Consider the following 22203-nt stretch of genomic DNA (forward strand, 5'->3'; position numbering starts at 1 on the left):
AATTTACACTTGAAATAATATTGTTTAAGGAGTCTGTTTGTTATGAATAGAAAGCTCTTAGGTTGGGTATGAAAGATAGAGGATGGATATTTCTATGATAGATTGATATCTCAGAATTGTCTTTAAAGATAGATACTGCTATGTTGTTCTGTGATTTCAGTTAACTGATAATGATAGAAAATTCAGTATGGAATGAAAAAAAATAGAGACCATCTCAATAAAATTAAGATAGTCTCTATTTAATTCCTTAAAAAAGTAAGAATTAAGCTTCTGCAGGAGCTTCAGTTGCTTCAGCAGCTGGTTCTTCTGTAGCAGCTTCAGCTTCAGCTTTAGCAGCAGCTTCAGCAGCTTTCTTTTCAGCTACTTTCTTAGCGATTTCTTCGTTTACTTTCTTTTCAGCTTCAAGACGTGCTTTTGCTTCAGCTTTCTTAGCTTCTTCCTGTTTTGCTTTCAAAGCAGCAAGACCGTTCTGCTTGTTTTCTTTCCAAGCGTTGAACTTAGCTTCAGCCTGAGCTTCATCGAATGCACCTTTTGCAACGCCACCAAGTAAGTGTTTCTTCATGTAAACACCTTCTTTAGAAAGGATGTTGCGAACTGTGTCTGTAGGCTGTGCACCTACCAATACCCAGTGCAATGCACGTTCAAAATTCAAATCTACTGTGGCAGGATTGGTATTTGGGTTGTAAGTACCAATTTTCTCAGTAAATCTACCATCACGTGGTGCTCTTGCGTCTGCAATAACAATTGAATAGAACGCATAACCTTTGCGTCCGTTTCTCTGCAATCTGATTTTAGTTGCCATTTTTTAAACGTTAAATTTTTAATGTTAATGATTTGAATTATGCTATTATCTCGTAATAGCGGCTGCAAAGATACTGCTTTTCTTTTGTTTTACAAATAGTTGGGATAATTTTCTGTATATTTATTTGTTTAATTCTCTCAACCATTTTTCAAGTTCTCCAGTCCATTGTCTCTTATAGATGAAGTTGTCGCGAAATCCCCATCCGTGTCCTCCTATAGGATATGTATGGAGCGAGGCAGAAACTCCGTTCTTTACAAGCGACATATAGTAGTTGATACTGTTTTCCACAGGCACTGTCTTGTCGTCGCTGCTGTGCATGATGAATGCCGGCGGAGTTTGTGCGGTAACCTGTTTTTCATTGCAGTACAGTTCTACAAGCTTTTCATCTGGATTGTTTCCTAACAGATTATTTCTTGACCCCATGTGAGTATATCTCTTGTCCATAGTGATTACAGGATAGAATAGTATCTGGAAGTCAGGTCTTGTAGCCTCATCGAAATGAGTTGCTACGGTGCTGGCGAGATGTCCTCCGGCAGAAGAACCCATGATACCTAGTTTCGAGAAATTCCATTTCTCTGCATTTTCGCGCATTATTCTGATAGCCTGATGGGCATCGCTCAGAGGAACTTCGTTGTTGCCGTTAGGCATACGGTAGATAAGAACGGAATAGGTTATTCCAAGACTGTTGAACCAGGCTGCCATATCATGTCCCTCGTGTGCAGTGGCAAGATGGTAGTATCCTCCACCCGGACATGCCACGATAGCCATTCCATTAGGATTTTCAGCCGGATAAACATAAAGAGTCGGTTCTGCCACATATACAGGTCCGTTTTCCTTCTGTTCCTTTATTCCATTATCGTTTGGAGCACCATTAGGCCAAAGCTTGATTTCGATTGGCTTCTGTGCGCATAATATTGATGTCAGCATTATGAAACTCATAATAAATATATTTCTTTTCATAACCGTTTATTTTTTGATTGACATACTTGCTTTCACCAGATATATAATAAGGAGTGCGTATGCAACGAGTGCAACAACCTGGCTCATAGGATTAGCCAGCCATGATTCGTTGATAAGGTTGATATCGCAATATCTCATCACTGCGCTTACTACTCCCATCAGTGCACCTCCGGCAATGAAACCCGAAGCAAGCAATGTTCCTTTTTCGCCGCGTTCCTGATTGATAGATTCGTCTTTGCTTCTTGTTGTCACGTACCAGTTTATTGCACCACCCACAAGAAGAGGAAGGTTAAGTTCCAATGGTATGAACATACCCAAAGCGAATGCCAGTGCAGGAACCTTGAAGTATGTAAGAACAATTGCCAAGACAGCGCCTGCTCCGTAAAGTGCCCAAGGAGCGCCTACACCGTTCATGAGAGGGTCGATAACAGCAGCCATTGCGTTTGCTTGAGGTGCGGCTAGCTGTCCGCTTGTAAATCCGTATGAATCATTCAGCACCATGATTACGCCGCCCACTGTAGCAGCGGAAACCAGTGTTCCGAGGAATTTCCATGTCTCCTGTTTTTTAGGTGTGCTACCGAGCCAGTAACCTATCTTGAGGTCGGTGATAAAACCACCTGCCATTGACAGAGCCGTACATACCACACCACCCATAACAAGTGCTGCAACCATACCTGTAGCTCCGTTCAGACCTACGGCTACCATGATTACCGATGCAAGGATAAGAGTCATGAGCGTCATACCTGAAACAGGGTTTGTTCCTACAATGGCTATAGCATTTGCAGCTACTGTAGTGAAGAGGAATGCAATACCTGCTACGAGCAGAAGTGCAACTACAGTGTGAAGCACATTACCCTGCATAACGTCGAAGTAAAAGAATAGCAGAACGAGCAGCAATGTAAAGATAGAGCCGAATGCTATAATCTTCATTGAGATATCTTTCTGTGTACGTTCCACATTGCCTTCGGCTTTCTTGCCACCCATTTCTTTTGCAGCAAGACTTACGGCACCCTTTATTATACCCCATGAACGTACTATACCTATGATACCGGCCATTGCGATACCACCGATACCTATACTCTTGGCATATTCGCTGAATATCATTTCAGGCGACATGTCCTTGACTGCTGTAGCTATGTTCGGATTCCAAGTGTTGAGAACCTGATCGCCGAATACCAGTGCAAATCCCGGTACGATAACGAACCATACCACCAGCGAACCTGCACATATTATTGCTGCATATTTCAGACCTACGATATATCCCAAACCCAGTACGGCCGCTCCGGTATTGATTTTGAATACAAGCTTGAACTTTTCAGCCACCATTTCTCCTGCACTGCAGATGCGGCTTGTGAAATTTTCGCTCCACCATCCGAAGGTACCGACTATGAAGTCGTACAGTCCTCCGATAAGTCCTGCCATGAGAAGAGGTTTAGCCTGGTCGCCACCTTTCTCGCCCGACACAAGAACCTGTGTGCTGGCTGTTGCTTCAGGGAAAGGATATTCGCCATGTTTGTCTTTTACGAAATATTTACGGAATGGAATTAGGAAAAGGATTCCCAATACACCTCCAAGCAGAGAACTGATGAACATCTGCATGAAGTTCACTGTCATTTCCGGATATTTCTCCTGAAGGATATAGAGTGCAGGCAGAGTGAATATAGCACCTGCAACGATTACTCCGGAGCATGCTCCGATAGACTGTATCATTACGTTTTCGCCCAGTGCGTTTTTACGTTTCGTTGCGCTTGACACGCCTACTGCAATGATGGCAATAGGAATTGCAGCTTCGAATACCTGACCTACCTTTAGTCCCAGATAGGCTGCTGCGGCCGAGAAAATAACAGCCATTACTATACCCCATGTAACTGACCATAGGTTTACTTCAGGATAATTTTTAGAGGGCGACATGAGTGGTTCATATTTCTCGCCCGGTTTAAGCGGACGGAACGCGTTCTCAGGTAGTCCCGCCGGCTTTTCTTGTTCTGTTTTCATGTTCGATTATGTTATTATATTGTTAATATTATTCCGTTTCGTGTCCAAAAGTAATAAAAAAACTCATAACCTTTGTGTTCTGTATTCGTTTGGCGTGCATCCAACTTCTTTTTTGAACAATCGGCTCAGGTGTTGCGGATACTGAAACCCCAGTTCGTAGGCTATTTCTGTCATGGTCATCTGTGTGGACAGCAGTTTTTCCTTTGCCTTGTTCACCACCTTGCCGTGTATATATTCCGATGCGGTTTTTCCGGTCTGCCTGCTTATCATGTCGCCGAAATAGTTGGGCGAAAGGAATACCTTTTCGGCAAAGTATCTCACCGTAGGCAATCCGTTTTCTGCAGGAGCCTCACTGTCAAAGTAATCGTCAAGCAGACGTTCGAACTGAACTATTACGTTTTTGTTAGAAACTTCTCTTGTCTGGAATTGTCTGTCGTAGAAACGCAGACAGTAGTCAAGCATCAGTCCTATGTTTGCAGTTATTATTCTTCGGCTGTGCTTGTCCTCGCTATTCCTTATTTCTCTTTCTATATTGCCGAAACACTCCATTATTATTTTCTTTTCTTCCTCGGACAGATGTAGAGCTTCTTTCGAGTCGTATGCAAAGAATGAATACCTTTTTATGTCTTTGCCCAGCGTTGTGCCATGTATGAAGTCCGGATGAAACAGTATTCCGTACCCCTCCGGCTTGGTGTCTGCATTCATGTACGATGTAACCACCTGTCCAGGTGCAAAACAGACTATAGTCCCTTCGTCATAGTCGTATTCCTGCATTCCGTATGTCAAATCGCCACACTTCGTTTTTTTCAGATAAACTGCATATACACCATAGTTTATAGTGAGGGTTTCAGGCCATTTTTTAGCTTTGGACAAGTCTACCACACTCACCATCGGGTGCAGCTGTTCTAGTCCGAATATATCATTGAATCTATTGACCTCCTCCAGTTTGATAACTTCCTGTTTCATTTGTGCGGATTATTAGTGTTTCGTAGCAAATTTAATACATATTATCCGTATAAGCAACATTCAGTAATATTGGTACAAAGAGCGGTAATCCGTATACAGACTTTGAATATTGTGTGTTGTACTTTTGTATCATGAATTAATATACATTATATCGATATGCTTTTAAATGAATTTTTATCTTATGTAAAGACCGGTAAGGCATTGGATTCTGATGAAATTCGTGTTCTTATGGGCGAGATGAGCGAAGAGGCTCGCCGTGTGACATTTCGTCTTAATTCATCATATAACTCTCCGGATGAGGTAAGAGGATTATTGTCAGAATTATTTGGATATGCTGTGCCGGAGACACTGCGCGTTTTTCCTCCTTTCTATTCTGATTTCGGGAAGAATATACATGTGGGAGAAAATGTTTTCATAAATGCCTGCTGTCATTTTCAGGATCATGGAGGGGTAACTCTTGGCGACGGTTGTCAGATAGGGCATAATGTGGTGTTTGCAACTCTTAATCATGGGTTACAGCCTGAAGAACGCGGAATAACATATCCGGCTCCTATAGTTCTCGGAAAGAATGTATGGGTAGGTTCGAACTCCACTATTCTACAAGGTGTAACTATAGGCGATAATGCCGTGATAGCTGCAGGTGCAGTAGTGACAAGCGATGTTGAACCGGGAACTATAGTTGGTGGGGTGCCTGCACGTTTCATAAAGAAAATATAAAACTTGTACTGAATTACCGTTACACGTTCGTGTAACGATAGTGACACGTTCGTGTAACTATAGTAACACCTTGGTGTAACGCGTGTAACACGAACGTGTGACGCTAATCTTAAACTGTCATTTTTTGAAAATTAGTGAGATTTTGTTTTAAGTAAACCTAAAAATAATGTTAGTATGAAGATAAAGTTATTTTTAATTGTTCAAATTCTAATAATAAGTGCTATGACAAATCTAAATGCTCAAGACAAGAAGACTTTCGCAGCAAGCGATAAAGTCATAACAGAACGTGTATCGTTCAAGAACCGTTTCGGCATTACTCTTGTGGCTGATCTTTACCGTCCTAAAAATGCTGAAGCTCCACTGCCGGCATTGGCTGTTAGCGGTCCTTTCGGTGCAGTAAAGGAACAGTCGTCAGGACTTTATGCACAGACTATGGCAGAACGCGGATTTCTGACAATAGCTTTCGACCCATCGTTTACCGGCGAGAGTGGGGGAGAACCACGTTATGTGGCATCGCCTGATATCAATACAGAGGATTTCAGTGCAGCAGTGGATTATCTGATGACGCGTCAGGATGTCGATTCTGATAAGGTGGGCATAATAGGTATATGCGGATGGGGAGGATTTGCCCTGAATGCGGCTGCCATTGATACCAGAATCAAGGCTACGGTAGCTGTTACGATGTACGACATGAGTCGTGTGAATGCAAACGGATATTTCGACTCTATGGACGAGGATGCACGCTATGAACTTCGCAAGAAACTTAACGAACAGCGTACTGCCGATGCCAAGAACGGAACATATGCCCTGGCCGGTGGTGTGGTTGACCCGTTGCCTGAAGATGCACCTCAGTTCGTCAAGGATTACTATGCTTACTACAAGACTCCACGCGGCTATCATCCACGTTCGCTTAATTCAAATAACGGATGGAACGTTACTTCGTCGTTATCATTCATTAATACTCCGCTACTGACTTATAGCAGTGAGATACGAAGTGCGGCACTGTTGGTTCACGGCGAGAAAGCTCATTCGCGTTATTTCTCTGAAGATGCTTTCAAAAAACTAAAGGGTGAGAATAAGGAGTTACTCATTGTTCCTGGAGCAAGTCATGTGGATTTGTATGATAATATGTCTGTGATACCTTTCGACAAGATAGAGAAATTCATCCGCGACAATATGAAATGATGACTGTGTGATAAAAACGAAAAAGAGAAAATCAGTTGGCAATGCCTTTTGATTTTCTCTTTTTTCGTGATTCCGCCGCGATTCGAACGCGGGACCCACAGCTTAGAAGGCTGTTGCTCTATCCAGCTGAGCTACGGAACCATCCTTGTAGTATTTCTGCTATTAAGTGATTCCGCTGCGATTCGAACGCAGGACCCACGCCTTAGAAGGGCGTTGCTCTATCCAGCTGAGCTACGGAACCATCCTTAATTGCGGTGCAAAGGTAGATGTTATTTTTTAATTATACAAGTTTTTTATATTTCTTTTTTGCCGTTTTGTCCGAGTTTTCTTCCAGACTATGCTGCTTTGTCCTTTTTCGTGTTACACTGTTTTGGGAATTCTCAGGATAATGCTCAGTATTGCAAATACGCATAGCACAATAGGATAATACAGGAATTCCATGATATTCAGTGGTGATACGGATGCCAGTTCGGCTGCAATCAGCATTTGTGCGCCGTAGGGGATTATTCCCTGTATTACGCATGAGAAAATGTCAAGTATACTTGCACTTCTTCTTTTGTCAATCCTGTATTCATCGGCTATCTCGGCCGCCAACGGTCCTACGGTGATTATGGCTATGGTGTTGTTTGCGGTACACATATTTGCCAGGCTCACCAGTGCTGCAATACTGAATTCGGCACCACGTTTTCCACTGACTTTCTTTGTGAGCTTATGTAGTATATAGTCCACACCTCCGTTGAAACGAATCAGTTCCAGCATTCCTCCAGCCATTAATGTGATGATGATAAGTTCGCCCATACCTGTTATTCCCTGTCCCATAGAGCCGAACCATCCGAAGAAATCGAATGCCCCATATGCCATACCGGTTATTCCGGTAGATATAATACCAAGCAGCAGTACAAGCATGACATTTACTCCGGCCACGGCTGTAACCAACACTATTATATAAGGTATAACTTTACCCCATTCTATATTTGCGGCAGGAGTAATGGTTTCAACATTACTGCCATAAAAAATATAGTAGGCAAAAACCAGGACAGCTGCAGGAAGTGCTATCAGCATATTCATCTTGAACTTGTCTTTCATCTGGCAACCCTGGGTCCTTGTTGCCGCTATAGTGGTGTCTGATATGAATGACAGATTATCGCCGAAGAAAGCTCCTCCAATTACAAGAGCCGTCATGAATGGAATTCCTACATCTGTCTTGGCTGCTATTCCTACAGCTACAGGAACAAGTGCTACGATTGTTCCCACCGAAGTACCTATGGACAGCGAGATGAAGCATGAGGCCAGAAACACGCCTGCAAGCAGAAGACTGTCTGGCAGAAGGTGAAGTGTGAGATTTACAGTAGCATCTATAGCACCCATAGCTTTGGCAGATTGGGCAAAAGCTCCTGCCAGTATGAATATCCATATCATCATCATGATGTTCTTGTTGGCAGCTCCGGCTGAATATTGTATAATCCTGTCGTTTAAGCTGAGCCCTTTGGTTGTTGCCACTGCATAGATAGATGCAACAAGGAATGCCACTGTGATGGGCACCTTGTAGAAGTCGTTCACTATTATAGATGTAACAAGGTAGAGACACAAAAATACAGCAAGAGGCATAAGTGCGGCTCCACTTGGTTTGTTTATAATAGGTGTAAGTCTGTTTAAATTCATTATATATCAGATGTTGTTTGTCCTGACGTGTGCGTCAAGATAAAAATCAATATTTTCCTTTGAGATGAGTGTTATCGGCATATAGTTATATGGCTTTACTTCTTTCTTAAGGATGAGATGCTCGAACAGGCACTCTATACAGCTTTGTCCCTGTTCTGTAGGTTGCTGGGCTATTATGAAGTCTATGGTTCCTGCTTTCAGACATTTTACATTTCTTCTCAGAAGGTCGTATCCCATCAGTTTAAAACCTTTACGGTTTATTTTCTGCATATATTCGCCTATAATATACGCTTTAGAGTTGAATGTTATTCCGCAGTTTATCTCAGGATGTTCTGCAAAGAACTCTTCCATAATCTTCTCGTTGTTCTCCGGATTCTTTACGTAAAAGTTAAGCTCGTAAAGTTTTATCCCCGGACAATTGTTCTTTATGTATTCGCGAAACCCTTTTTCGCGGTTTCTTTGCTGGTTTGAGCCAAGTCTTCCCTCGTATATAAGTCGGAAAATCACGACAGATTCATTGTGCTCTGCCATAAGACTTAGAATTCTTGCAGCAAAATATCCACTGCTGTGCGAACTCTGTCCGTAGAAACTTAAAGGATTAAGTGATTTAATGTTGGAGTCTATAAATATGAAAGGTATGTTTCTTTCCTGTAACTGCTTTGTAGTCGATTTTGTTTCATCCTCAGAACTTGGCGCCATAATAACTCCATCAGGATTTGATTCAAGCATTTTTTTGCCTGCTTCGGCAAATGCACCTGGTTCATATTGGTCGTAGTACATAATGTTTAGTCTGATGTTGAAATCTTTATATGTACTTACGGCATGTTCCATACCTGCTTCAATATCTATCCAGTAATCTTCCTGAGTATGTATCGGCAGAAGACAAGCCAGATTATATTTCTTGTTTGAAGCCAGTGCACTGGCATACATATTAGGCTGGTAGTTCATCTGTTTCAGGATTTCTTCAACTTTTTTCTTGCTTGATTCCGACACCCCTGACCTGCCATGAATCACTCTGTCGACTGTTCCAACCGATACCCCGGCCTTTATTGCTATGTCTTTAATACGTATCCTTTCAGACTTGTTTTCTCGCATATTACACCTTATATTATATATGTGTGGGATGAATAATTACTGAAATAAAATTTTTTCGATACAAAACTACAACTTTTTTTGGTATTATGAAAATATGTTGTACCTTTGTGTGCGCACACGAATTGATTTCTTAATCAATATCAATTGCGTGTATTTGTTTGATTTATTATATGTAAGAATAAATAAACCTATTTCAATAAAAATATTTTATTATGGCAAAAATTGTTACACTTGGAGAAATTATGTTGAGATTATCCACTCCGGGTAATACTCGTTTCGTTCAGTCAGATTCATTTGATGTAGTTTATGGTGGTGGCGAAGCTAACGTAGCTGTAAGCTGTGCAAATTATGGTCACGATGCATACTTCGTAACTAAACTTCCTAAACACGAAATCGGACAGTCTGCTGTAAACGCACTTCGCAAATATGGTGTTAAGACAGACTTCATCGCTCGTGGTGGCGACCGTGTAGGTATCTACTATCTTGAAACTGGTGCTTCTATGCGTCCAAGTAAGGTTATCTATGACCGTGCTCATTCTGCTATTGCTGAAGCTGATCCATGTGATTTCGACTTCGATGCTATCATGGAAGGTGCTGACTGGTTCCACTGGTCTGGTATCACTCCTGCTATCTCTGACAAGGCTGCCGAACTTACAAAACTTGCTTGCGAGGCTGCTAAACGTCACGGTGTAACAGTTTCTGTTGACCTTAACTTCCGTAAGAAACTTTGGACAAAGGAAAAAGCTCAGTCTATTATGCGTCCTTTGATGCAGTATGTTGACGTATGTATCGGTAACGAAGAAGATGCTGAACTTTGCCTTGGTTTCAAACCAGACGCTGACGTAGAAGGCGGTAAGACAGATGCAGAAGGCTACAAAGGTATCTTCACTGCAATGGCTAAGGAATTCGGATTCAAATATGTAATCTCTACTCTCCGCGAATCATTCTCTGCAACTCACAACGGTTGGAAAGCTATGATTTACAACGGCGAAGAATTCTATACTTCAAAACGTTACGACATCGATCCTATCATCGACCGTGTAGGTGGTGGTGACTCATTCTCAGGTGGTATTATCCACGGATTGCTTACTAAGCCTAACCAGGGTGCTGCTCTTGAATTCGCAGTTGCTGCTTCTGCATTGAAGCATACTATCAACGGCGACTTCAACCTTGTTTCTGCTGAAGAAGTTGAAGCTCTTGCAGGTGGTGACGCAAGCGGTCGTGTACAGCGTTAATAGTCTAATCATTTAAAAAGAATATTCAAAATGGCAAAATTCGATAAAGTTGCGGTATTGAACAAGATTGGTTCAACCGGTATGGTTCCTGTATTCTATCACAAAGATGCAGAAGTTGCAAAGAAAGTTGTAAAGGCTTGCTATGACGGTGGTGTTCGTGCATTCGAATTTACAAACCGTGGCGACTTTGCTCACGAAGTATTCGCTGAAGTAGTGAAATACGCAGCAAAAGAATGTCCAGAAATGGCAATGGGTGTTGGTTCAGTAGTTGATCCTGCTACTGCAGCTCTTTACATTCAGCTTGGTGCTTGCTTTGTTGTAGGCCCATTGTTCAACCCTGAAATTGCTAAGGTATGTAACCGTCGTCTTGTAGCTTACACTCCAGGTTGCGGTACTGTATCTGAAGTAGGTTTCGCTCAGGAACTTGGTTGCGACTTGTGCAAGGTATTCCCAGGCGATGTTTACGGTCCTAACTTCGTTAAGGGTATGATGGCTCCGATGCCATGGTCTAAGCTTATGGTAACTGGTGGTGTAGAACCATCTAAGGAAAACCTTACAGCATGGATCAAGGCTGGCGTATTCTGCGTAGGTATGGGTTCTAAGTTGTTCCCTAAAGATAAAGTTGCAGCAGAAGACTGGGCTTACGTAACAGACAAATGTGCTGAAGCTCTCGGCTATATAGCAGAAGCTAGAAATAAGTAATAAAAGGTTATAAAAGGTGTATTTATGGAGCACCGGTGTGCTTGTCGTTTCCGACAGGTGTGCCGGTGCTTTTTTTATGGATTTTCTTTTTTTAGATCAAAAAAAATCCTATCTTTATTGTCACACGTTCGTGTCACTGTCGTTTCACGTTGGTGTCACTATAGTCACACGTTCGTGTAACTGTCGTCACACGAACGTGTCACGGTTTAAAGTTATATATGTTTTATTGATTTGTAATAATAACCCTAATATAATATACTATGCCAATAAAGTTTGATTTGTTTGAAAATCCTGAAAGAGAAGGTGTTGAAGTTCCTGAGTTTCATGCTAAAGTTATAACTAAAGGACTTGAGACGACAAGAACTCTACGTGAGAGTATCCAGAAAAAATGTACTGTCACGGCATCTGACGTTGAGGCTGTGCTTACAGCGTTGGGTGATGAAATGTTTGAAGCCTTTAGTAATGGTTATTCTGTTTACTTGCACGGAATAGGTTATTTCAGTCTTAGTCTGAAATGTTCTCCCGATATAAATCTTAATAATATATCATCTTCTGATATAAAAGTCAAAGGAATACGTTTTCAACCAGATAAGGAATTGTCAAGAAGATTATCTAACGTGGAATTTGTACATATGAAAAACAGCGGTCGTCATTCCAGTAAAATGAACCTTTCTGAAATTACTGAAAAGATTGAAAAATATTTTACAGACAATCAGATCCTGCGACGTCCTGATTTCGAGAAGCTGACAGGTTTCAACAAGTCCAAATCAATAAGGACATTAAAGTTGCTTGTTGAAGAAGGTATGTTGAAAAATATCGGTACAATGCGGATGCCTATTTATGTGTTACAATAAATTTTATTCATGTACAAGTAAATGTATTTGTATAATCATGGTTAAGACAAAAAATAGTGAGAACGATCAGATGTTTGTTCTGATTTTACCCAATGGCATCTCATATCATGCCAATGGCCAGTTCACAAAGAGTTTAATTTGATTTAAAGTGTAATTAATAAAATGAGAAAAATTTATCCTAAAGAATGGGTGTCTATGCATCCATATACTAAAACAGGTGCTACAGATAATTATTACTGTAGATTGGTAAACAGAATAATTGACGTACTATATGATTATGATATAATGGAAGGGGAAATTGAGCCTGAAGACGAGATTTACGAAGATACGGCGATATTTCTTGTCGGATGGTTCGAAGATATCATTTCGCAGACCGGCGTTTGGCAGGTGTTCACTTCGCAGTGCGAAAAACGGTATGGCAGCCGGTTGCCTTTCTATGAACCCGGCGAAGATTATTATCCAGACGAGATAAACGTGGAAGATGTACGCTTCATTCTTTGGCATTGCTTTCAGAGAGATAAAATAGGGAAGAAAATCTATAATCCGGAAAACACCGGTATTCTGGCATTGGCAAATGAAATATACGATATCTTTGACGAGGAGTTCGAAACAGCCCCAGTAAATGAAAGGCTTCAGGATTTCTTTGATTTCTCTTATTTGACTGAGGATGACTTCCTTGAATACAGATGTATAGTGGAGTGGTTCTATTTTAATTCATATATCAACATGGGCTGTTATGAATGTTATTTGGATAGCCTTTCCGAGTATATGGAGGAATTAGAGAAACGTGAGGACCTTGATGCACGTACGATGGATTTGATGATATATTCCTTTAAGATAAATAACGTGTTGTCGGGTAGAACACCTCTTCTTGCCATTACCGCTCCTGAATATCTGAAACTTCTTCTTGAGGAACAGACTGTGAATCCTGTAGATGCACCATATATGAACGTGGACAGCAGGATGGAAGCATTATATTTGGTGACGGATGAGACAGAAGATTATTATTTGTTCAAAGAGGTTTCAGACAAGGAGGATACTTATAAAGTAATAAAAGATTCTATTGAACTTAACGCTCCAAAGCTGATTCCGGGTGATACTGTAGTTACATCAATTCTGTTCAAGTTTGGAAAGTATTGGCAACACAATGGTATTATGAATATCTATAGCATTAAAGATTTTCCGGAACTTGATGACATCAAGAATGAATTCTCGAATGCTAACAAAAAGGCAGCATACGATGACTTCCTTGCGGCAACAGAAGGAAAACACTTTGTATTTCTGAGAGGAAAAGAAGAGATGAGCGATTTCATTCATAATAGGATGAAATATAAAATAGCTCAAGGACTGAAAATTCCTGATACAGGAAATGACGTATTGCTGTTGTGTGTTACTCTTAAACAAGGAATATCTGTTGTGCGTAACTATTGTGAATGTATCGCTTCGCCTGACAATCCATATTATAATAAGGAAAAGGCAGAAAAGAATGCATTTAATTTCTTGACAAATAGACAATTGATACCATATGAAACAGCGTGCGAACTTCTTGATAGAGGCTACCTGAAGGATGCAGCTTTGAATAGCACTAAAGGACTGGAATACGGTAAAGAGCTGGTTAGGAAGAATGGTCGGTTTATGTTGGATTATTTCTTCATCATGTGCAGGGAGAAAGATTTATGATAAAATATTGATTTTAGTTCAGTGACCGTTTTAGGTTACTGAACTGATTTCTGTATTGAATTCGCTCAAAGGTATCTCATATCCCTCCCACGGCCAGCTAACGAAGAGTTCTTCAGTGCGCGTATCTTTCTTGATAGTAACCTCATCGAATACCTTTAAGTTTTTCAGGAAAGGATATGCCTCAATCGGGATTGAATATTCCTTTATTCCGTCGGTTGTTTCAATAGTAAGAGTAAAGGGCTTGCGACTGATTGTTACGTCCTGAATGGCATAGTCATCGTCAAGGTATTCCGTGTTAAGCCTGTTGAGCAGTGTTTCTGTAAATAATTTCATAGAATCATTGTCATCGAACTTGCGGATAATGTTCCACCAAACCTGCTCGTCCCTTTCGGATGGTTTCTCTCTCGTAATTCTTTTTAGCTTTGACGGTATGTTCAGAAAATTCTCATTCCCATCATTCCATTTAATTATAATCTCGTTGCTGATGTCGTCGTATTTATACAGTCCGTAATACACGGTATAGTCCTCGGTGGCAGAATTAATAATGTTGCATGCTTGTATCGTGGCAAATTCATCGTCATCGCTTTCCTTGTTCCAGAATATTAGTGAGAAGTTTTCTTTCGGAATGAAAGTCTCATTGTCTTTTCCGGCTTCGAAAGTCTGACCGATATACATGCCGTGCAGTGGTGAGTTGGACTCGCGGAAGAACAGAGTCCAGAGCCTTTCCCCTTTAGAATAAGCCACATCAGTTTCATGCCAATAGCTGAAGTCACTCCATTCGGAGAAGGCCGCTCCAAGTTCAAGGATGCTGTTGATATAGTCCGGGTCGGCAAAATATCTCAAAATATGAATATTGTTCACCATCAGCCCCCAAATGCACTGGGGAACATTTCTGATAATATTGTCCGAAAGATAGGCCAATGAAGTGGAATGTCCTATAGCATTTTCAGGGATGTGCTGTTTGAGGACGGAACAGATGTGTGAGGTATGTTCTTTCAGAAGACAGTGGAACTGTGTCTCGTTTCCCGCATACGGATCAATCTTTTTCATCTTGATATACAGCACCATTACAGTACCGAAGTACACGTAAGGTCTGTCTTTATGCACTTCTTCAAGTTGCGGTATATAAGGACTGAAATCATCGGGATAATCTTTGAAGCTGCGTGTCACAAAGTCCGTCAGAATCCTGTCCGGTCGTGAAGATTCATCGCCATAAACATCCCCGTCATTTATAGCATCATATAGAATCCTGCCTATCCTGAACATCTCAGTAATGTCAATCAGGTCCGAATAATCCAAATCGAAATGTGTGCAAATATCATCAACGATATTGTCCACCGTAGAAGTCCGTATATTCCCTTCTTTCAGTCTTGAGAAAGCCATCCTCCCTTTATATCCGAGGCGGCTTGCAAGCGCAGAGGCTGAAGATTCGAAAATCCTGTTGTCGATGAGATATGTAAGAAGTTCTTTATTAGTGTCCATATATATTGTATCGCATTTGATGTAAAGGTAATAAATAATCTTGTAAATGGCATTACATAAGGTAGAATAGTATCTTCAATGTCCATATTACCAAACAAAAATAAGCCAAATTTCCAAACAAAAATCCTCCAAATTGCCAAATAATTGTTTGAAAAGTATTGATTTACAAATAAATAAATTAACTTTGTGGAAAACTAATTTTATGGAATATAGAAAACGTATAGCAGATCAATTACTTCGTGATAAATTAGATGCTATGGGAGCTGTTTTAATTGAAGGTCCTAAAGCATGTGGTAAAACGACTACGGCTGAACAACAAGCCAAAAGTGTTATATATATGGATGACCCAAATAGACAAGGACAATACAAACAGATGGCACAGACCAATATACGACTTTTACTTGAAGGAGAAACCCCTCGCCTGATTGATGAATGGCAGGAAGTACCCCAGTTTTGGGATGCTATACGCTTTGAAGTTGACCATAGGGGTGAAGATGGTCAGTTTATGCTTACCGGTTCTGCTGTACCTGTCGATGCAAAAGATATTCATCATACCGGTACGGGGAGATACGGATGGCTCACAATGCGTCCTATGAGTCTGTGGGAATCAGGAGAATCTACAGGTGGAGTAAGTTTGAGAGACTTGTTCCTTGCTCCTGACACTATAGGGGCATTGAATAAACTTACATTGCCTATGCTTGCATTTGTTGTTTGTCGTGGTGGATGGCCAAAAGCGATACAGAAGAAAACAGAAAAGGCAGCACTATTGCAGGCGACAGAATATTATAAAGCCATAACAAACAGCGACATATCACGTGTGGACAACGTGAGACGTGATGCGGAACGTGCAAAAAGGATTATGCGTTCATACGCCAGACATCAAGGCTCTCAAGCGAGTATAGCTACTATTCTTTCTGATATATCGACAAACGAACCGGAAAACGTCAGCGATGAGACTGTTGGGTCATATCTTACTGCATTGCGTAAAATATTTGTGATTGAAGATATGCCGGCATGGAATCCTAATTTGAGAAGTAAAACCGCTGTTCGCACATCGGACACGAGATATTATGTTGATCCTTCAGTGGGTGTTGCCGCTCTTGGTCTTGGTCCTAATGATTTGATTAACGATTTGAATACGTTCGGGTTGTTTTTTGAAACGATGTGTATCAGAGACCTTCGTGTCTATGCCGATGCTTTGGATGGATCTGTTTACCATTATAGAGACAAGAATGGATTGGAGTGTGATGCTGTAGTACATCTGCGTAATGGTTCTTATGGTCTTATTGAAATAAAATTAGGAGGAGAAAAACTGATAGAGGATGGCGCAAAGACTTTAAAAGCTCTTTCAAATATTATAGATACTTCACGAATGAAAGCTCCTTCTTTTTGTATGGTACTGACGGGTGTAGGCGATTTTGCTTATAAAAGAACTGATGGAGTTTATGTTGTACCTATAGGATGTTTGAAGGATTAATCTTAACTCTAAGACTTTTAATCGCATCAAAATATAAGATTTCTGACTGTTTTGTATCAATAATCAATAGTTCTGATACAAAAATACATTTTCCTTTTTTTACACAAAGATATTTTATATGATAAAATCCGAGAACTTTAAATTTGTATCGCCTTTAGTGTAAAGGTAACAAAAAAATCCCACGAACAGGTGTCGTGTATTATAAAAAACGTATCTTTGTAATGCGTTCTTAACTTTTATCCTAAGAAACGAAATCGCCAATTTCAGCAACAAGCAGGGTAGGAGAACATGACGCTCATCTGTATTGTATATACTCGTGTACAGCCAATGTTGTATCCGTTTGTATAACCATACGGCGTGGGATTACTGTTTTCGCTTGTTGCTTGTAGGGTGTTTGGCGATGCCTGTTTCTTGATGAGTGAAAACAAGTCCTCACGCCTTTTTGTTTTTGTGTAATGCTGAATTCAGAGGACTTATAAGCGGAAAAACACTTCATTATTATGGTTTAGAAATATTACAGATATGAATAAAGAATATGTTTTTTGGTTAAGTATCCATTCTTTAAATGGTGTTTAAACAGTGTTTAAATGGTATTTAAATAGTGTTTGCAAAACAATTGCAAAAGCTTTGCGAAGATTAAACCCATAAAAAGAGCGTCATATTGAACAAAAAATGTATCTTTGCAATACACCGACCGGAGAAATGGTCCGGTGTTTACATAAGAAAGCGTTTTTTGCTTTATCCTGAAATAGAAATCGCCAAATTTTAGTAGAGGGATAGAGACAATATGACGCTCATCTGTTTTGTATATGTATGTGTGTACAGCCGATGTTGTACACTGTTACTACATATCACAAACGGCGTGGGTTTATTGTTTCTTTATTCATTTCTACGAGGCGTTTGGCGATGCCCTATTTCGATGAGTGAAGCGGACAAGTCCTCACGCCTTTCTTTTTATATACTAATGAAAACATAATGCCTTTTCTGGGGATAGCGGGCATTTTCAATTATGCTATGAGTAATAATTGTAAGGATTCTCTTTATCAAAAGGCTATAGATGCCTATTGGAATCATGTAAACAGATACCATACTTGGATGAATTATTATGCTTTATTCAATGGAGCTCTTTTTGTCGGATTTTGTACTTTGCTTACTGCTACTACTACAATAAAAGTTAATAGCGTAAGTCAATGGAATTTAGAAAACAATTATACTTTCTTACAGCTTACTGTTTGTATTATAGGCTTAGTTTCTTCTTTTGCATGGTTAGCTTCAATTTGTGGACATGAAAAATGGGAAGAGAATTGGATGAATTTAATTGAAAGTTTTGAGGTGGTTCCTCTATATAGACTGATAATAAGTGGGCAAAACGATTTTTCATTAAAGAAGGATTATAATGACCATGAATGTTATGATGGATTAAATAAGTATGGTAAAGTATTGGAAAAAGGAGATAAATTCAAAGCCTATTCTACTCATACAATAACAAAAATTTTTATTTGGTCGATTATAATAGGGTGGTTCTCATGTATTGCTTTTATTGTTGGATGTATTAAAAATTGTTGTTGTGCATGTTGTTGTATTTTAATATCTTTATTTCTTCTTATCCTTTTATATTTCTGTGTTAGGAATAAAATGTATTCGAATGTAGAAGGGAAAATCTTAAAAATAAAAGAATAAATTATGGGAACGTTATCACAGTTATCATCATCGGATTTAGGTAATAAAGAACCTAAAGGAAAAAAGTTGGTTGGTTCCATTCATTCTGGTATGGCGAATGAGGTTCAACGTAATGACGAGAGAGTATTTCAAGAATATTTGGATTACTTTAAACAAAATAAGGATGATATATTTTCAAATAAAGATAAAGCAGAGAATTTTATATCAGAATTATCAAATGTCAAAATTACAAGTAGCAAGATAAAAGCTAAAGTGTATTTCCTAATTTCAGTTTGTTATTATGCAGTGGAGGAAACTTCGTTGTCATATGACTATGCTATAAAGGCTGTTAATAATGATTCTACAGAATCTGAGTTTAATCTTTTGTTAGCTGTGTTGGAAAATAAATTGAAGACTGACACATCCTCTTCAATTGCTATAAAGGCTTTAATAAACTTGAAAGGATTGTATTTTTCTTTGTTAGGGAAAACATTTTATGAGAATGAGTTACGTAACACAATAGATGGAGAAGTAGCTAAATTTAAATCGGTTAAAGTGTCTGAAGCAAGGAACTCTTTTTTCCTTAAATCATTGTTTTGGGTTCCTGTGTTGATATTTACTTTATTTAAATACGTAAACTATGTTGAGCCTAGTGGATGGTTCTCTTTCAACTGGAAGCCTTTTATTTTTATGATATTACTTGTATTAGGAGGTTGTTATTTAATTGTTATAAATTATTTCATAAAACAAGTGAATCATTCATCAGAAGAATGGGAAGAACTCTTTATTAATGAACACTAATGATTTAAGTATAGGAAAATATGGAAGCACGTTATTCTTTAGTTTCTTTATTTGAACAGAATAAAGAAGAGTTGGTAAAACAGCTGTCAGGACTGGATTTACTTACAGAAACAAGTAAAGTCCAAAATATAGTGAGTGGTTACTTTAAATCAATTTTTGATGAAGATGGGACTTTTAGACAAGGTTTGAGCAAGTCTGAAGATTATATTTTAAATTCTGCTTTGGAACTTTTAAGAGTTCAAGAAGAAATGGCTAAACAGATCATTGTAAAGAAGCCGCAGGAAAAGAAGAAAGAGGAAAAATTAAAACTTGAATCAGTGTCTGATAAAGCTGTTTGCTCGTCTCCATCTCCTCTTGGATTAATGGCAGGAACTACAATAGGTGGTTTGGTTGGTACTATTGGCGGTACATGGTGGGCATTAGGTGGAGCTATAGCTGGTACCGCACTTGTACTTTATTGTGCTTATTATCCACCTAAATTTATGAAGAGGAAGGTTAAGTCACTACCCAAAGATACAGTATCAGTTAAGAAGGAAGAGCCTGTAAAAATGATAATTGATACAGAAAAGTTTTTGGATATTGTAAGGCGTATTTGTGAGAATGTGGATAACTTGATTAAAACTTTCCGTGCTCAAATCGGACTTGTTGTTGACAAATATGAACGACAGGAAAAACCTACATTGGAAAAAACTTATGGCTCGCTATTGGATTCCATTCAGTCTGTATTAGGAGTGGCATATTCAAATATCGATAGTGAAAAAAGGCTTGCAAAGATTGACGATCGCTTGGAACAATTGGCTGAATCTTTGGAAAATTATGGATTGGAGGTTGTGAAATATGCGGTAGAAAATAGTATGTGGTTTGAATGTCTAACTTCAAATAAGGTTTCAGAACCAACAATGATATGTCCTGCTATTGTAAAAAATGGGGAAGTAATAAGAAAAGGAAAAGTATTTGTAAAAGAATAAAAGAATATGTTGGAAGTTAAAGATTGGGCAATTGTTCCAGACAAGAATAAACATGAATATGTGATAGGTATAGACTTTGGTCATGGTGAAACATCAGCGGCATATTGTTCTATTAGTTGGGGTATTCCCAGTGGTGAACTTAAAGATGCTGAAGATATAGAGTTTGGAAGCAATAAGAAAGTTGTTCCTTCAGCTATTTGTATAACATCAGATGACAAAGCTTATATAGGAACTGAGGCTTTTATTCCTGATATATTAAAAGAGTCAGAAGTTGAAGTTTGTTTTAAACAAAGACCAGTTAATATAAATGGAGAGAAAGAAAAGTTGATGATTAGGTACATGAGTGAGGTCTATAAGAGGATTAGAGAGAAAAATCCGGCTTTATTTACAGATGGTAATCACTTAGTTTATATTGCAACTCCTTCAGGTTGGGATAATACAGCAAAGGATTTATATGGCAGAATGGCCCAAAAGGCTGGGTTGCCAATTGCAGGGATAACTTCTGAATCTCGTGCAGCTTTTGTTAGAGGACAAAATAGACCAGATTCAGGTTTACCTCAATATATAGATAAAGGTGCCATTGTGTTCGATATGGGTTCAAGTACTTTGGATTTTACATATTTAAATAATGATACAGTTATAGATTTTGGATATGATTGTGGTGCTTCTTATGTAGAAAAGTGGATTTACAATGACAGAAAAAAAGAGAATGAGTATGTATCTCTTTTTGAGAATCGTTATCCTAAGTTAATTTCAAAACTATTATTTGAAGCAAGATGTGCTAAAGAAGAAGTTTATTTTCACCCAGAGTCTCGTTTCAAGAAAACTATTAATTTTGAAGATATAATTGATGATGATGATTTGGAAGATGGAAAATTAAAATTTATTTTCCAACCTGGAGAGTTGAATAATTCTTTGAAAGCTGCAGGCTATATAGATAAGATAGGGCAAGCGATGATTGATTTTAAATGCAATCACATTCATAATGCTCCAATATATGTGGCTTTCTTAACGGGTGGAGCTTCAAGAATGGATTTTATACGTTTGTTAGTAAAACAATGTTGGAATCTTACTGATGATATGATTTATAGGGATCAAGATCCTTCTTTGACAATTTCTCGTGGTGTAGCTGAGGTTGCAAGAGCTGATATCCGTTCTGGTAGTATGGGCAATCCTAAAGAATTATTGAATAAATTGGTATCAGATTGTGATGTGTATTCTGTATTCTCTGATTCTTTAGTAGATAAGGTTGTAGATGAAGTAACAAGTACAATTGCATCATGCGTTACTCAATTTAGGGATACAGATAATGATGTATCAATTAATGATTTGGAAGTTTTTATTAATGATAATATTGAGAACGATATGAGCCATGTTAGTGAATGGGCGATGGAATGTTATCAGTCTGCTTTTGAACAAAAAACGGCAGAGATAAGAGAAAAACTCGATAAAATGGTAGGCAATTATACTCAAAAAAGTGTTCAAATGAAGCAGGGGTATGTTTCGATAAATTCTATTAATAATATAGATATGAGTGTTGTTTCCGAACAGATGCGAGAACTTTCCTCTACTTTAACTGATTCAAATTTTATGGAAGGTATAGTAGCAGGAGTAGCAGGTGCGGCTATTGGAGGTGCTGTTGCTATGTTGTTAGGAGGACCGATTACTTGGTTGATTGGTGGTGGAGCTTTACTCGCTAATTGGTTGTTTGGCGATAATGATTCAGAGGAAGAAAAACGAAGGAAAGCTCGTATGAAGGAGTTGGATAGTGATGCTCGTCAGAAAGTATATAATCATTTCGAAGCGAATTGGTCTGACATAGAGAAAAATATTTATGATTCTGTATATGATGCTATAAAAGGTAATGACAATCTTAAAGAATTGATAAACAGTCAGAGTAAAGAAATTATAACGAGTTATACTAAGGAATGCATTTCCCAAATGAGATTAATGATTGAATAAC

The 22203-nt window shown here is 39.0% G+C and carries 18 protein-coding genes and 2 tRNA genes; 11 read left to right on the top strand and 9 right to left on the bottom strand.

Translation table 11 applies throughout. From position 1 onward, the window contains the following. Positions 1-262 precede the first annotated feature (262 nt). The 4 genes from I6E11_RS01240 to I6E11_RS01255 form a co-directional block, all read right to left on the bottom strand. Positions 263-802, bottom strand: a complete 540-nt coding sequence (locus I6E11_RS01240) for a 30S ribosomal protein S16 (RefSeq protein WP_204401251.1) — start codon at positions 800-802, stop codon at positions 263-265. Positions 803-922: 120 nt separating this feature from the next. Then, positions 923-1762, bottom strand: a complete 840-nt coding sequence (locus I6E11_RS01245) for an alpha/beta hydrolase (protein ID WP_235336027.1) — start codon at positions 1760-1762, stop codon at positions 923-925. Between the two features lie 6 nt (positions 1763-1768). Continuing rightward, the gene (locus I6E11_RS01250) at positions 1769-3757 is read right to left on the bottom strand and encodes an OPT family oligopeptide transporter (RefSeq protein WP_235336028.1); all 1989 of its coding nucleotides are present in this window, start codon (positions 3755-3757) and stop codon (positions 1769-1771) included. Between the two features lie 63 nt (positions 3758-3820). Beyond that, on the bottom strand, positions 3821-4723 hold the full coding sequence (locus I6E11_RS01255; protein WP_235336029.1) for a helix-turn-helix domain-containing protein: 903 nt from the start codon (positions 4721-4723) through the stop codon (positions 3821-3823). Between the two features lie 156 nt (positions 4724-4879). On the opposite strand from I6E11_RS01255, the gene I6E11_RS01260 reads away from it, so the two are divergent. Together I6E11_RS01260 and I6E11_RS01265 are read left to right on the top strand one after the other, a co-directional pair. Next, positions 4880-5440, top strand: coding sequence for a sugar O-acetyltransferase (locus I6E11_RS01260; RefSeq protein WP_235336030.1), 561 nt, complete (start codon positions 4880-4882; stop codon positions 5438-5440). 222 nt (positions 5441-5662) lie between these two features. After that, on the top strand, positions 5663-6625 hold the full coding sequence (locus I6E11_RS01265; protein WP_235336031.1) for an alpha/beta hydrolase: 963 nt from the start codon (positions 5663-5665) through the stop codon (positions 6623-6625). 67 nt (positions 6626-6692) lie between these two features. On the opposite strand, the gene I6E11_RS01270 is transcribed toward I6E11_RS01265, so the two are convergent. The 4 genes from I6E11_RS01270 to I6E11_RS01285 all read right to left on the bottom strand — a co-directional run bounded on the left by I6E11_RS01270 (position 6693) and on the right by I6E11_RS01285 (position 9382). Further along, positions 6693-6766: transfer RNA gene (locus tag I6E11_RS01270), tRNA-Arg, on the bottom strand. A gap of 26 nt (positions 6767-6792) precedes the next feature. Then, positions 6793-6866, bottom strand: a tRNA-Arg gene (locus tag I6E11_RS01275). 119 nt (positions 6867-6985) lie between these two features. Next, positions 6986-8287, bottom strand: a complete 1302-nt coding sequence (locus I6E11_RS01280) for a Na+/H+ antiporter NhaC family protein (protein WP_235336032.1) — start codon at positions 8285-8287, stop codon at positions 6986-6988. Positions 8288-8293: 6 nt separating this feature from the next. Beyond that, entirely contained in the window at positions 8294-9382 is a 1089-nt protein-coding gene (locus I6E11_RS01285; RefSeq protein WP_235336033.1) for a LacI family DNA-binding transcriptional regulator, read from the bottom strand. Positions 9383-9594: 212 nt separating this feature from the next. Between I6E11_RS01285 and I6E11_RS01290 the strand changes: the two genes are divergently transcribed. The 4 genes from I6E11_RS01290 (at position 9595) to I6E11_RS01305 (ending at position 13853) form a co-directional block, all read left to right on the top strand. Continuing rightward, positions 9595-10617: a sugar kinase gene (locus tag I6E11_RS01290; protein ID WP_239469235.1), complete on the top strand. Its 1023-nt coding sequence runs from the start codon at positions 9595-9597 to the stop codon at positions 10615-10617. 30 nt (positions 10618-10647) lie between these two features. After that, positions 10648-11319 (top strand): bifunctional 4-hydroxy-2-oxoglutarate aldolase/2-dehydro-3-deoxy-phosphogluconate aldolase, encoded by a 672-nt coding sequence (locus I6E11_RS01295; protein WP_154043867.1) that lies wholly within the window; start codon positions 10648-10650, stop codon positions 11317-11319. Between the two features lie 260 nt (positions 11320-11579). Further along, positions 11580-12173: an HU family DNA-binding protein gene (locus I6E11_RS01300; protein WP_235336034.1), complete on the top strand. Its 594-nt coding sequence runs from the start codon at positions 11580-11582 to the stop codon at positions 12171-12173. A 162-nt stretch (positions 12174-12335) separates the two neighbouring features. After that, positions 12336-13853, top strand: a complete 1518-nt coding sequence (locus I6E11_RS01305; protein WP_235336035.1) for a DUF3843 family protein — start codon at positions 12336-12338, stop codon at positions 13851-13853. Between the two features lie 30 nt (positions 13854-13883). On the opposite strand, the gene I6E11_RS01310 is transcribed toward I6E11_RS01305, so the two are convergent. Further along, positions 13884-15335 carry a hypothetical protein gene (locus I6E11_RS01310; protein WP_235336036.1) on the bottom strand — a complete coding sequence of 484 codons (1452 nt, stop codon included), beginning with the start codon at positions 15333-15335 and terminating at the stop codon, positions 13884-13886. A gap of 202 nt (positions 15336-15537) precedes the next feature. Between I6E11_RS01310 and I6E11_RS01315 the strand changes: the two genes are divergently transcribed. From I6E11_RS01315 to I6E11_RS01335, 5 genes are all read left to right on the top strand, one after another. After that, positions 15538-16812 (top strand): ATP-binding protein, encoded by a 1275-nt coding sequence (locus I6E11_RS01315; protein WP_204394501.1) that lies wholly within the window; start codon positions 15538-15540, stop codon positions 16810-16812. Positions 16813-17826: 1014 nt separating this feature from the next. Then, the gene (locus I6E11_RS01320) at positions 17827-18492 is read left to right on the top strand and encodes a RipA family octameric membrane protein (protein ID WP_235336037.1); all 666 of its coding nucleotides are present in this window, start codon (positions 17827-17829) and stop codon (positions 18490-18492) included. 3 nt (positions 18493-18495) lie between these two features. After that, entirely contained in the window at positions 18496-19272 is a 777-nt protein-coding gene (locus tag I6E11_RS01325; RefSeq protein WP_235336038.1) for a hypothetical protein, read from the top strand. 20 nt (positions 19273-19292) lie between these two features. Then, the gene (locus I6E11_RS01330) at positions 19293-20240 is read left to right on the top strand and encodes a hypothetical protein (protein WP_235336039.1); all 948 of its coding nucleotides are present in this window, start codon (positions 19293-19295) and stop codon (positions 20238-20240) included. Between the two features lie 6 nt (positions 20241-20246). Continuing rightward, entirely contained in the window at positions 20247-22202 is a 1956-nt protein-coding gene (locus I6E11_RS01335) for an Hsp70 family protein (protein WP_235336040.1), read from the top strand. Position 22203 lies beyond the last annotated feature (1 nt).

Source organism: Bacteroides caecigallinarum, from assembly GCF_021531075.1.
Classification (GTDB): Bacteria; Bacteroidota; Bacteroidia; order Bacteroidales; family Bacteroidaceae; genus Phocaeicola; species Phocaeicola caecigallinarum_B.